General features: G+C 57.7%; 10 protein-coding genes. 8 read left to right on the top strand and 2 right to left on the bottom strand.

Annotated features, from left to right (window positions below; all coding sequences use genetic code 11):
* Window positions 1-10 precede the first annotated feature (10 nt).
* The 3 genes from ACP26L_RS19480 to ltrA all read left to right on the top strand — a co-directional run bounded on the left by ACP26L_RS19480 (window position 11) and on the right by ltrA (window position 3,446).
* Window positions 11-751 (top strand): SDR family oxidoreductase, encoded by a 741-nt coding sequence (locus ACP26L_RS19480; RefSeq protein WP_426445566.1) that lies wholly within the window; start codon window positions 11-13, stop codon window positions 749-751.
* A 105-nt stretch (window positions 752-856) separates the two neighbouring features.
* Window positions 857-1,528: an SGNH/GDSL hydrolase family protein gene (locus ACP26L_RS19475; protein ID WP_426445565.1), complete on the top strand. Its 672-nt coding sequence runs from the start codon at window positions 857-859 to the stop codon at window positions 1,526-1,528.
* Between the two features lie 526 nt (window positions 1,529-2,054).
* The gene (gene ltrA, locus ACP26L_RS19470) at window positions 2,055-3,446 is read left to right on the top strand and encodes a group II intron reverse transcriptase/maturase (protein ID WP_426445489.1); all 1,392 of its coding nucleotides are present in this window, start codon (window positions 2,055-2,057) and stop codon (window positions 3,444-3,446) included.
* A gap of 78 nt (window positions 3,447-3,524) precedes the next feature.
* Here ltrA and ACP26L_RS19465 read toward each other — a convergent pair whose 3' ends face one another.
* Complete coding sequence (locus ACP26L_RS19465; RefSeq protein ID WP_426445564.1) at window positions 3,525-4,223, bottom strand: RDD family protein; 699 nt, start codon at window positions 4,221-4,223, stop codon at window positions 3,525-3,527.
* A 398-nt stretch (window positions 4,224-4,621) separates the two neighbouring features.
* On the opposite strand from ACP26L_RS19465, the gene ACP26L_RS19460 reads away from it, so the two are divergent.
* The 5 genes from ACP26L_RS19460 to rarD all read left to right on the top strand — a co-directional run bounded on the left by ACP26L_RS19460 (window position 4,622) and on the right by rarD (window position 12,496).
* Entirely contained in the window at window positions 4,622-6,025 is a 1,404-nt protein-coding gene (locus ACP26L_RS19460; protein ID WP_426445562.1) for a family 43 glycosylhydrolase, read from the top strand.
* A 264-nt stretch (window positions 6,026-6,289) separates the two neighbouring features.
* Entirely contained in the window at window positions 6,290-6,493 is a 204-nt protein-coding gene (locus tag ACP26L_RS19455; RefSeq protein ID WP_426445560.1) for a hypothetical protein, read from the top strand.
* Between the two features lie 296 nt (window positions 6,494-6,789).
* Window positions 6,790-9,000: a glycosyl hydrolase gene (locus ACP26L_RS19450; RefSeq protein ID WP_426455011.1), complete on the top strand. Its 2,211-nt coding sequence runs from the start codon at window positions 6,790-6,792 to the stop codon at window positions 8,998-9,000.
* Between the two features lie 145 nt (window positions 9,001-9,145).
* Window positions 9,146-11,449, top strand: coding sequence for an endo-1,4-beta-xylanase (locus tag ACP26L_RS19445; protein WP_426445558.1), 2,304 nt, complete (start codon window positions 9,146-9,148; stop codon window positions 11,447-11,449).
* A 153-nt stretch (window positions 11,450-11,602) separates the two neighbouring features.
* On the top strand, window positions 11,603-12,496 hold the full coding sequence (gene rarD, locus ACP26L_RS19440) for an EamA family transporter RarD (protein WP_426445557.1): 894 nt from the start codon (window positions 11,603-11,605) through the stop codon (window positions 12,494-12,496).
* A gap of 89 nt (window positions 12,497-12,585) precedes the next feature.
* On the opposite strand, the gene ACP26L_RS19435 is transcribed toward rarD, so the two are convergent.
* A complete protein-coding gene (locus ACP26L_RS19435) occupies window positions 12,586-13,308 on the bottom strand; it encodes a hypothetical protein (protein ID WP_426445555.1) in 723 nt (240 codons plus the stop codon).
* Window positions 13,309-13,409 lie beyond the last annotated feature (101 nt).

The raw sequence follows: 13,409 nt of genomic DNA, 5'->3' as shown, positions 1-13,409 counted from the left end.
GAAGATTAACATGACCTTATTAAAAGGAAAAACCGCCATCGTGACCGGAGCCTCCAGAGGGATCGGACGCTCGATCGCCGAGCAGCTCGCCGGGCTGGGGGCTCAGGTGGTCATCAACTATGCGAACAGTCCGCACAAAGCCCAGGAGGTGGTTGATGCCATACGGCAAAAGGGCGGGGAAGCCGCAGCCGTTCAGGCGGATCTCAGCAGGCCGGCCGAGGCGGAAGCCTTGTTCGCCGCAGCGCTGAGGCATTTCGGCAAAGTGGACATTCTCATCAACAATGCCGGAGTGAACAAGGTACAGCCGATTCTGGAAGTGACGGAGGAGGATTTCGACAAGCAGTTTCTGCTGAATGCCAAAGGGACGTTTTTTGCCTGCCAACAGGCGATGAAGCACATGGAGGAGAAAGGGCGGATCATTAACTTTTCCACCTCGGTCACAGGACATATGCTGCCGGCCTACAGCGTCTATGCCGGGACCAAAGGAGCGGTGGAGCAGTTCACCCGCCAGCTCGCAAAGGAATTCGCCGTCAAGCAGATTACCATCAATGCGGTGGCCCCGGGTCCGGTGAACACCGAGCTGTTCACGGAAGGAAAGACGGAGCAGCAGATCGAAGGGCTGAGGAAGTCGATCGCCCTTGGAAGGATCGGTGAACCGGAGGATATCGCGAACGTGATCGAGTTCCTCGTCAGCGAGAAATCACAGTGGGTCACAGGCCAGACCCTCCGGGTCAACGGCGGATTTATTTGACGCTCCTAAAGCCCGCGCCAAACCCGCCTGACGGATTGACAAAACCCGTTATCCCTCCCTACACTTAGTTTATTCATTGAATAAAGTTGGCGGAGGAGCGGTGTGATGCAAGCCGAGAAGGAAGGCACGGTGATTTTGTTCCAGGGAGATTCCATTACCGACGGTCAGCGCAGCAAAGACCCGGCGCAGGCGTGGGATCTGAATCATGTGACAGGCCACAGCTACGTATATCTGATCCATGCCGATCTGGGCTCACGGTACCCGGAGAAGCATCTGCAATTCATTAACAAGGGCATCTCGGGCAGCCGGATTGTGGATATCTATGCCCGGCTGGAGAGCGATGTCATCAACGAGCAGCCGGATATGGTCAGCTTTCTGCTGGGCATTAACGACTGCCACTTCCAGCTCCACAACCAAAGCGGCGCCTCGCCCGCCAAATTCGAGAAGCTGTACCGGATGATGATCGAGGAGATCGGGGAGAAGCTGCCCCGGACGCATATCATCCTGTGCGAACCGTTTCTTCTGCCGGTCGGCAGGGTGGCCGAAGCCCTAAGCGAATGGATGGAACTTTTGCTTCCGTTCCAGGCAGCGGTGCGGCGAATCGCGGAGGAGTACCGCCTGACCTTCGTGCCTCTGCAGCAGCGGTTCGACGAGCTGTGCCAGGTGAGAGAGGCATCCTACTGGATCTGGGACGGAATCCACCCGACAGTCAACGGTCATGCGATTATTGCGCAGGAGTGGCTCAAAGCGGTCGGGAAGAGGATTGATGCTTTGTAATTGCATCCCAAGCTCCGTTCTTGAAGGAACGGCGGATCTGCAGTGGAACGTGGCAGGAGGGAAGGTTCGTTCCCATACGAAAAGGCCTGATCTGTCCGCAGATCAGGCCTTCCTGACTTGTACGCCCAGCATGGGCGCCATCTCTAGGGTGAGAGTCCCGAACGGGGGCTGGCGAGCGCCTACCGTTAGCCAAGGGCAAGGGTGTCGGCCGTGAGGCGGAATCTGAAGGAAGCCGGAGGCAAATGCACGGGCCAAGGTACACGAACCTAATTTGAGGCAGTGTCAGTCGGATGAGTCTCCAAGACAAGACGAAATCCAAAGCCGCCAAGGGCTGATGCTGTAAACTTAGGTGGTCGCGGGCAGACAGATGGCGTTCTTATCTGGGGAGGCCTGCGGATACGCGAAGTGACTTCGTAACCGCGGCTGAGAAGCCGCGCTGAATCCGCAGGAGTCAGCAGAGGCCATAGTACGCGAGTACGGGACGCCGGAAAGCGGAAGGGCTGAACCGAAAGGAGAGAGGAAACCGGTGCGTTCGCGTGAAGAGCAGAGACAGCAGAATATTCCGCAAGGGAGCTCGCGGCAGAGAGAAGCGGTGAAGCCGCCAGGGTATGCCGGAGCGCCGAGTTCTTCGCCGGCACAAGCCGACCTTTTCTCTCGCAAAGGCCAGAGCAGGCTGCTGGAGAAGATGCTCGAAGGGCACAACCTTCGGCTCGCCTACAAGCGAGTGGTACAGAACGGAGGAGCGCCCGGAGTGGATGGTGTAACGGTAGCCGAGCTACAAGCTTACCTGAAAACCCACTGGGAACAGGTGAAAGCCAACCTCCTGACGGGAAGCTACAGACCCGCGCCAGTCAAACGGGTGGAAATCCCCAAACCCGGAGGCGGTGTACGGCTGCTTGGCATCCCGACCGTAATGGACCGTTTTCTCCAGCAGGCGCTTCTGCAAGTGATGAATCCGATTTTTGATGCACATTTCTCGGGGTACAGCTACGGTTTCCGCCCGGGAAGACGGGCGCATGACGCCGTAAAGCAGGCACAAAGCTATATCCAAAGCGGCCTCAGATGGGTCGTGGATATGGATCTGGAGAAATTCTTTGACCGGGTGAACCATGACATGCTCATGGCTAGAGTAGCACGGAAGGTGGAGGACAAGCGTGTCCTGAAGCTCATCCGCTCCTATTTGAACGCCGGAGTCATGTCGCATGGAGCGTTGGAGCGCACACCGGAAGGCACGCCGCAGGGCGGTCCGCTCAGTCCGCTTCTGGCGAACATCCTGCTGGACGATCTGGACAAGGAACTGACAAGACGGGGACTGCGGTTTGTCCGCTATGCGGACGACTGCAACATCTTTGTCTCCAGCAAGCGAGCAGGGGAGCGCGTGATGGAATCGGTGATTCGCTTTGTGGAAGGAAAGCTGAAACTGAAAGTGAACCGGGATAAAAGTGCAGTGGACCGGCCATGGAACCGCAAATTCCTAGGCTTTAGTTTCCTGTCGAACAAACAGGCGACGATTCGGCTGGCTCCTAAGACAATTTCGCGATTCAAAGAGAAAGTCCGGGAACTGACGAACCGAACCAAGCCTGTACCGATGGAGGAACGCATCCGGCGCCTGAACCAGTACATGCTGGGCTGGCTAGGTTATTTTCGCCTAGCCTCGGCGAAGACGCACTGCCAAGCCTTTGACAAGTGGATTCGGAGAAGACTCCGCATGTGTCTATGGAAACAGTGGAAACGGGTGAAGACACGCATTCGCGAACTACGTGCGCTCGGCGTTCCGAACTGGGCTGCCTATATGTTGGCAAACTCCCGTCGAGGTCCGTGGGAAATGTCCCGTAGCACAAACAATGCCCTCCCGACTTCCTACTGGGAAGCGAAAGGGCTTAAAAGTTTGCTTTCTCGTTACTCGGAACTTTGTTAACCTTTTGGAACCGCCGTATGCGGACCCGCATGTACGGTGGTGTGAGAGGACGGAGGCTAGCCGCCTCCTCCTACTCGATTATCCCCACCGTTTGCCAACGATGAGTTTGCCTAGGGTCGTACCACTCTTTTTCCATAAGTAAATCTGATAAGCATAACCTGCCGCCGTTAGTCCGATGCCGGCAGTCCAGACAACCGCATCCAGGATCGCCACAAACTGGTCTATGTACAGGAAGAGATAGCCGATCGTGATCAAAGAGGCGCCCAGGTACAGCAGAAACATGGCCCCGTACAGGATACACAGCCCAAGCGCGATCCATACGGGAAAGGTGAGGTCGACAGCGAAGGCCAGCCGTGATTTAGCCGATTCGTCCATGATTCTCGGCCTCTTCGCCGTACCCACACAAGTCCCGGACAACCGGTCGTGAATACTTTTGTGGCCCTCGGCAAAAAGCATTGTGATATGAAAAGGGGTGAAGACGAAGAGCGTCATCCCTGCCGCCAACCGGAGAAGCAGACGCCAGAAGGAAGGTTTCTCCCGGAAATCCATGCCGTATATGCTCAGCCCCAGCATCCACTTGCCGATCGTCTGCCCTTTGGCAAAGTAAAGGACCGATTGAAGGCCAAGAAGTGCCAGGACCGCGAGAGCGATCAGGGGGTTGGGGGTATCCGGGCTGCTGTATTCGGAAAGAATGAACAAGCCGACCCATGGGAGGAAGTTGATGGCTGCAGCCAGAAGCCTTAGACGGACCGGTGCCGGATATACGATTCGGTTCATGACATTTCATCCTTTAAGTTAGTTTGTAAGCCCATTATCTGAGAGAATAAGGATAAAGGATAGTACTAATTTTGTATAGTACTGACAACAAAATGTGCTCGGGAAGAAGAAAGAGAGCAAGACAGAATCTATTTTTTATTTAAACCTATTGATATCTTATTGAAATAAATATAGAATAGAAACACATCAAGAGTTAAGGAGGTTGCTTACAAACCAGAGATTGACAGCGCTTACCTTCATTTCAACAAAGGCAGTGAGTAATCAATGAAATTTACTAAAGCATGAAACAAACACAAACCTCTGCCGAAGCAGAAAAGAAACAGTCTTCATTTGATAGCGCATACATATTCATGAAGACTCTCACACCAGCGGTATCCACTTCAAAGGAGATGCATCCTATGACAGAGAAAAACAGCCCAAGAAAGCTTATGACCCTGGCACTCGTATTCTTGATGACATTCTTCATGGTTCTGCCGGCCTCCGCCGCCGAATGGACCGTTTCGGGAAATGTGGAATCCCATGACCCTACCGTGATCAAAGAAGGAAATACATGGTGGCAGTTCTACACGGGGGATTACCTCAAAGTCAAATACTCCAGCGACGGGGTGAACTGGACGCAGGGCGTGCCGATGTTCAAGGGCCCGCTGTCCTGGTGGTCCAATTATGTGACGAAGACCTCCGGTGTGAATGAAGTATGGGCACCGGACGTCATCTTTCACAATGGCAGATACTGGCTCTATTACGCTTACTCTGAATTTGGCACGAACCGTTCCCTGATCGGTCTGATGTCCGCTTCCAGCATAGCGGCGGGGGACTGGAGAGATGACGGGCTTGTCATCAGCTCCGATTCGTCCAAGAACTACAATGCGATCGACCCGGGGATTACGAAGGATGCGTCAGGTAACCTCTGGATGTCCTTCGGCTCCTTCTACTCGGGCATCCAGCTCGTGAAGTTGGATCCCGCCACCATGAAGCCCGCATCCGGGGCTGCCATCAGCTCGATCGCAACCCGGCCCGGTGTAGCCAACAACCCGATCGAAGGCGCCAAGATTGTTTATACCAACGGCTACTATTATATGTTCGTGGCGTTCGACTTCTGCTGTCAGGCGGCGAGCAGCACCTACAAAATCGCCTATGGCCGGGCGACGAGCATCACGGGCCCTTATGTGGACAAGGCCGGTACAAGCATGCTGAACGGCGGCGGAACCATCCTAGAGACCGGCGACTCCAGATGGCATGGACCGGGTGGCCAGGAGCCCTTCTTTGACGGAAGCAAGTGGGTCATGGTCCGCCATGCCTACGACGGAAATAACAGCAACTTCCCTACGCTGCGGATCCGGGATCTGTATTGGGACGCGGACAAGTGGCCGTCTTACAGCGCGAGCAGCGGCTATTACAAGGTTCAGAACCGCGGCTTCTCGTCCCTGTACCTCGACGGACTGGGCTCGACGACCGATGGCGCAGCCCTTGCCCAGTGGACCGGCAGCACCAGCTACAACCAGCAGTTTGAGATTGTGAACCTCGGCAATTCGTACTACAAGCTCATCAACCGTGGAACAGGCAAAGCCGTTGACGGCCTCGGCAGCACCGCTGCCGGATCCAACGCAGTCCAGTGGAGCAGCAGCACCAGCTACAATCAGCAGTGGGAACTCGTCAACGCCGGAAGCGGTTATGTGAAGTTCAAGAACCGCGCCACCGGCCTGTATCTCGACAATGGCGGCCAGTCTGCGAGCGGTTCCGTTGTGAAGCAGTACGGAGACAGCACCAGCTACAATCTTCAGTGGGTGCTTCAAAAACAATAATGCGATCCCCCAGGGACGGCCGGAAACGGCAGCTCTTGGGGGTTCTTTGCGTTGGTGCTTATCATTTGATAAGTAAATATATTCCAATGTTTTGATCATGATTGTCGATACCATTTTCATGCAAATATGGAGATAATGGAACTCGTCCCGTATCGGTGCCGCGTCAAAGGGACATCCAAACAGAGAAATTGAGGTGACGAATCAGAAGCTTAAGGCTGGCTGTCAGGTAAAATACTTTTATTGCTGGTGAACGGAAGGGTGTCTATGAAGAACGAGGTCCATTGGTTTTATTGCTGCCGATGCTGCCAACTGGAGCCTCTCGGCGAAGCGCTTAAAGTGTTCTCCTCCGGGTACATGAGGCAGGACAGCCAAGATTACCGGGTCGGCTACTGCCTGGGCAGCGAATTCCTTCTGCAAGCAAGTACGGTGATGGCCCAAGAAGGTGATACACAAGGGGAAAAGAATTGAGCAGCTCGATACGCAAGCAAGCTTAGGCCGGTATCCTTGGGGTACCGGCCTTTGTTGTGCTGCGGCCGGATGAAAGAGGTCACCAAACTGTTAATGAAGTTCTTACATAAATGGTAGTGGGCACCAGTGGGCCGAACTTATAATTAGCCTGACTCCAATGAGAGCCGGTGCTGCCGGAGTAGCGGGGGGGCAGGTAGTGAAAGGGAGGGGCATGCGGCGGACATTGGATCCATAGGGTCCAAGCGGGCTGATGGGCTTGTTTTGTATTGAAAACGGAGAGGAGAGATGGAATCGTGATGGCAGGAGCAGGGATAAAACGGAAGGTGCTCATGGGATGGGCGGCAGTGCATCTCTTGGCGGGTGTTCCTTTGGCGCCGGCTGCATCGGCGGCTGCATCAGTGAATGATGCGGGAACCTCCGTCATCTACGAAGCAGAGGACGGCGTTCTGTCCGGTACGGCGGTCGGCACGACGTCGCCGGGGTTCTCCGGAACCGGATATGTCACGAGCTTCGACGATGCGGCCGATTCGCTTACGGTCACCGTGAACGTACCGGAGAAGGGACTCTATCAGATCTATCTGGGCTACAACGGGCCTTACGGGGACAAACGGACGAATCTGTTCGTGAACGGCCAGGCGGCGGGGGAGATTGCCCTTGGCAGCACCACAGGCTTCAAGGAGATCCCCGCCACCAAGGCGCTGCTGAACGCGGGGACCAACACGATCCGGATCGACCGGGGCTGGGGGTGGTTCGAGATCGACTATCTCAAGGTGCAGCCGGCGCCGGCACCCGCTCCCCATCAGGTCACCAAAGCGCTGGTGGATCCGCTCGTAACGCCGGAGACGAAGTCGCTGATGAGCTTCCTTGTGGACACGTACGGCAGCAAGATGCTCTCGGGGCAGCAGGGCTACAATAACGTGAGCTGGCTCCAGGCGAATGTCGGCAAGAAGCCGGCGCTCGTCGGATTCGATCTCATCGAATACTCGCCTTCCCGGGTCGAGCACGGCTCCACCTCAACCGAAACGGAAAAAGCGGTCGAGTGGGACCGCCAAGGCGGCGTCGTTACCTTCGCATGGCACTGGAATGCGCCGACCGGGCTGATCGACCAGCCTGGCAAAGAGTGGTGGAGGGGCTTCTATACCGACTCCACGACCTTCGATATCGAGTATGCCATGAGCCACCCGGAGTCCCAGGAATACAAGCTGCTCCTGAGGGACATCGACGCGATCGCCTTACAGCTGACGAAACTGCAGGACGCGAAGGTTCCGGTGCTGTTCCGGCCTCTCCACGAAGCGGAAGGCGGCTGGTTCTGGTGGGGTGCCAAAGGGCCGGAGCCCTGCAAAGCGCTCTACCGGCTGCTCTATGAGCGCTTGACCGGGGTTCACAACCTGCACAACCTGATCTGGGTCTGGAACTCGATCTCTCCGCAGTGGTACCCGGGCGACGATGTGGTTGACGTCGTCAGCTTCGACTCTTACCCGGCGGCGGGCGATTACAGTCCGCAGGTGAGCCAGTACGACCAGCTGGTGGCGCTCGGCGGAAACCGCAAGCTGATCGCGATGACCGAGAACGGCTCGATCCCCGACCCGGATCTCATGAGCATCTACCATACCGACTGGAGCTGGTTCTGCACGTGGGAAGGCAGCTTCCTGACCGACGGAACCACCAATACTGCGGCGCATCTCAAGGAGGTCTACAACCACGCCAAGGTGCTGACCCTAGACGAGCTCCCGAATCTCAAAACCTACGGAGGCGGAGGAGTGGTGAGCGCTCCGGCGTCTCCGGCGGGTCTGAAGGCGGAGCCCGGCGACAAGCAGGCCGTCCTGTCCTGGAGCGCATCGGCAGGCGCAGCGAGCTACACGGTGAAGCGGGCAACCGGCAGCGGCGGACCGTATACAACCGTGGCGGCCGGGGTGACAGGTACGGGCTACACGGATACGGGCCTCACGAACGGCACGGTTTACTACTATGCCGTGAGTGCGGTGAACAGCGCGGGGGAGAGCGTCCCTTCCGCACAGGTGAGCGCCCAGCCGTCGGCAGGCCAAGGGGCGCCGTCCGGTACGCTGAAAGTCCAATACCGCGCGGGCAATACGAATCCGTCCGACAACACGATCGCTCCGCAGTTCAATATCAAGAACACCGGGACGACACCCGTGAAGCTCAGCGGCCTCAAGCTCCGCTACTACTTTACCCAAGACGGCAGCCAAGCGCTGAATTCCTGGGTGGACTGGGCCCAGATCGGCTCCGCCAACGTGCAGCGGACCTTCGGTACGGCAGCGGGCGCAGGCGCGGACACCTACGTGGAGCTGAGCTTCACGGATGCGGCGGGCACCATCCCCGCAGGCGGGCAGACGGGTGACATCCAGCTGCGCATCGCGAAGGCCGACTGGTCGAATTTCAACGAAGCGGGCGACTATTCGTTCGATGCGTCGAAGACCGCCTATGGAGACTGGAGCAAAGTGACGCTATACCAAGGCGGCACCCTGGTGTGGGGTTCGCAGCCGTAAGTACACACACACTTTTCGGGCAGCGGCTCCCCGATCTGCCTCTTCACGTGTCACCGGACGGGGGCCGCTTCAATAGAAGCCGCAGGAGTACTCGCAGGATGGAATGGGAGGCCTGCTCCTGATGATCTTGAAAGGGTGAGAGGGTATGATAAGAAGCTCGGCCGGCAGGAAGAGACGCCGGATTGCAGGGATTTGCCTGGCCGCGGCGCTGCTGTGGACCGCTCCGGTTTCAGCGGCCAATACGCTGCTCCTGCAGGATGACTTTGAGGATGGGACGGTGCAGGACTGGAAGGGGCGCGGCGGCGTAGAAATCCTGACAGCCTCGCCCGGAGCCGCGCACAGCGGGAGCTACGGCCTGCAGGTGGACGGCAGGACGAAAGGATGGCACGGACCGGCCCTCGACGTGACTTCGCTTTTGAAGGCCGGCCAAACCTACGCCATCTCCGGCTGGCTGAAGCTGCCCGCCGGCTCGCCGAACGGGAAGATCTACATGTCACTGCAGCATTCGCTGGCATCCGGCGAGCAGTACGAACAGATTGCTTCAGCGGCGGCAGCCTCGTCTTCCTGGGTGAAGATCGAAGCACAGTATAAGCTGCGGGCATCGGCGGATAGGCTCTCCGTTTACTTCGAAGCGCCGGACTTCCCGGCACAGTCGATCCTGCTGGACGACTTCCGGATGGAGCAGCTGCCGGATCCCGGTCCGGTGACGATCGAAGAGAATATTCCGTCCCTGAAGGAGGTGTTCGCCGGCGACTTCACGGTCGGGACTGCCTTCGAGAACTTCGAAATCACCCAGGACGCGGACAGCAAGCTGATCGCCAAGCACTTTGGCACGGTCACACCGGGGAATGTGCTGAAGTGGGACAGCACGGAGCCGCAGGAAGGCGTATTCGATCTGGCCGATTCCGATGCGGCGGTAGACTTCGGCGTGAAGAACGGACAGCAGGTGCGGGGCCATACCCTGATCTGGCACAGCCAGACGCCAAGCTGGGTGTTCCGGGATGCGAGCGGGAACCGCGCATCGAAGGAGCTGCTCTACGAGCGAATGCAGAAGCATATCGAGACGGTGATGGGCCGCTACAAGGATGCCGTCGAGACCTGGGACGTCGTCAATGAAGTCATCGACGCTTCCCAGCCCGACGGCCTGCGGCGCAGTGAGTGGTACGCCATCGCCGGTGAAGAGTACATCGAGAAGGCGTTCGAGTTCGCCCGTCAGGCCGATCCCGATGCCAAGCTGTTCATCAACGACTACAATACGCATGAGCCGGCGAAGAGCCAGGCCCTGTACAATCTGGTGCAGCGGCTGAAGGCGAAGGGAGTCCCGATCGACGGGGTAGGGCACCAGACGCATATCCGCATCGCGTTCCCGTCCTTGCAGGAGATCGACCAGTCGCTTCTCAAGTTCGCCGCTCTCGGGGTCGACCAGCACATCACCGAGCTGGATATGGGGGTATACTCCAATGACACGGACCGGCTGGATGCCTTCCCGGACGATCTCAAGAAACAGCAGGCGGCCAAATACAAAGCCCTGTTCGACCTGTTCCGCAAGCGGAAGAACCTGATCTCGAACGTAACGCTGTGGGGCAAGGATGACGGCAATACGTGGCTGCGCTCCTTCCCGGTCAGCCGCTTGGACTGGCCGCTGCTCTTCGATGAGCGGCTGCAGGCCAAAGCGGCGTATTGGTCGATTGTCGGATCGCCTGCTCCCGAGGCACCGGCCGCGCCGGCCAATCTGATTGCCACCGCCGGGAGTTCGCAGGTCAGGCTGAGCTGGACCGCCTCAGCAGGCGCGGTGAGCTACACCCTGAAGCGCGCGGCGGCCAGCGGCGGGCCGTACACCATGGTCGCCTCTGGCGTCACCGGCACGAGCTATACCGATACCGGCCTGACCAACGGCACGACCTACTATTACGTCGTCAGCGCCGTGAATGACGTGGGCGCGAGTCCCGACTCCGCCCAGGTGAGCGCCGCGCCGACCGGGTCGGCCGGCCAGCCGCCCGGCAGCCTGGTCGTACAGTACCGGGCCGGAAATACGAACGCAGCGGACAATACGATCGGTCCGCACCTGAATATCAAGAACCAGGGTGCGTCACCCGTGAAGCTGAGCGGTCTCAAGGTCCGCTACTACTTCACGAAGGACGGCAGCCAGCCGCTGAACTCCTGGGTCGACTGGGCGCAGATCGGCTCCTCGAATGTGCTGAGGACCTTCGGAACGGTCACCGGTACGGGAGCGGACACCTATGTGGAGCTGAGCTTCACCGACTCGGCGGGCTTCATTCCGGCGGGCGGGCAGACGGGAGACATCCAGCTTCGTCTTGCGAAGGCCGATTGGACTGCCTTCCAAGAGAGCGGGGATTATTCGTTCGATGCCTCGAAGACGGCCTACACCGATTGGATCAAAGTGACACTCTACCAGAACGGCCTTCTTGTTTGGGGCGTGCAGCCATAATCCTGCCCGGCAGGGAGCCTGAGGATCCGCTTCGGGCTCCCTGCCGGGCTTCCCCTCGTCAGCCAGAGGCAGCATACTCTCCCTGTAGACCCTAGCGGAGATTAGGTATATAATAGCTAATCTGAACGCAACGATGGGAAAGAGGAGAAGCGGATGAAGAAAGGCATCATATACGGCATTCTATGTTACTTGATGTGGGGGCTGCTGCCGCTGTACTGGCGTTTGTTCGAGGCCATGTCCGCCTGGGAAATTCTGGCCCACCGCGTCGTCTGGTCCTTTGTTTTTGTAGCCGTGCTGGTGATCGCGGCGAAACGCTGGAAGCAGCTGCTGAGTGTGGTTTCAACAAAGACAAGCCTGATTTCGGTGATTCTGTGCTCCATCACGATCAGTCTCAACTGGGTCTTGTTCATCTGGGCGGTGAATCATGACCATGTCATCGAAACGAGCCTGGGCTATTACATGAACCCGCTGATCAGTGTACTGTTCGCCGTGATCTTCCTGAAAGAACGGCTTCTGCCGGGCCAGTGGATCTCCATTGGGCTTGCAGGCGCGGGCGTCCTGTTGATGGCCGTGCAGTATGGAGAGATCCCATGGGTCGCGCTGCTGCTCGCCATCTCTTTTGCCCTGTACGGTCTCGCCAAAAAGCTGTCGAATCCCGACGCTCTGCTTGGATTGCTCTGGGAAACGATCATCGTGCTTCCGCTCTCGGTTATTTACCTGGGATGGCTGCATGTCGAAGGAACAGGAACCTTCTTCCAGCTGTCCCCGGTCACGATGATCCTGCTGCTGTTATCCGGTGCGGCCACCGCACTGCCGCTGTTCTTCTTCGCCAATGCGACCAAGCGGCTGCCGCTTTCGATGGTAGGCTTCATTCAGTACATTGCACCGACAACGAGCTTGCTGCTGGCCATCTTCGTATTTCATGAGTCGTTTACGACCGGCAAGCTCATCAGCTTTACGCTCATCTGGGTTGCTCTGATTGTGTACTCGGCCGTCACATTCAGAGGCTCCAAGCTGGCGCAGCCCGGGAAGAAGACGGCCGCCTGACCGCTTCCCAACCACAGGTACAGCCGTATGTTCAAAAAACAAAAGCAATCCCCTCTCGGATTACCAGAGGGGATTGCTTTTTTGTTTCATCAAGATTTCGCCGCACGCAGCAGCTTGCGCAGATCATCCGCTAGCTCTTCCGCCGAAGCGGCCGAAGAGCCCGCCTTGCTTCTCATCCGCTCGATGGTTTGCACCGCATCGGCGCCCGTTACCTTCAGGACCTTCACGTTCCCCCCGATGAACTCGCGGACCCGCTGCTCGGCCTGCCCGAGATTGTCACTTGGCATAGAAGGGACGTTTGATGGACTGACGGCGCCGCTGGTCCCCGGCTCTGTCCCTCTGCCGGACTGACCGCCATGGGGGCTGAGCACTTTTTGCTGCAGGCTGTCCATAGAAGAACCCGCGCTCTGCCGGTCGGTCGCCAGGATCACCGTATCGTCGAAGACGAATACCTTCACTCCTTCGACCCCGGCGCCGCTGAGTCTGGATTCCAGGTGGGAGGAGAAGCCTTCGCTGTGCAGCCCTGAGCTTCCGATCATGCTGTACACCGAACTGCCGAGCCCATACGACGTTCCGCCATGCTCGTTGGTCGTGCGCAGCTTGTGGCTGTTCACGCTCGGGACAACCCCCGCATCTTGAAGATGCGTGCCTTGGGTATGATCCTTTATGACGGTGGGCGTTTGGGTCTGCAGCGGTTTCGCGGTCCCGGCCTGTTTCGCCTGGGAGGCGCTTTGATTTGTATTTTGCTGACAGGCCGCCAGAACACATAGACTGCAAACCGCAGGCACTGCAAGCAGGAGCATTTTTTTCATGGGAACACCCTCCGATTGTGTGGGGATTTTTCTTATGGTAACCTTTCCTCCGTTTTGTATAATATCCTCTTCTTGGAAAAATACTATGAAAAATCGCGATG

This window comes from Paenibacillus sp. S-38, from assembly GCF_049942825.1.
Lineage (GTDB): Bacteria > Bacillota > Bacilli > Paenibacillales > NBRC-103111 > Paenibacillus_G.
This window is presented reverse-complemented; position numbering and strand designations above follow the sequence as displayed.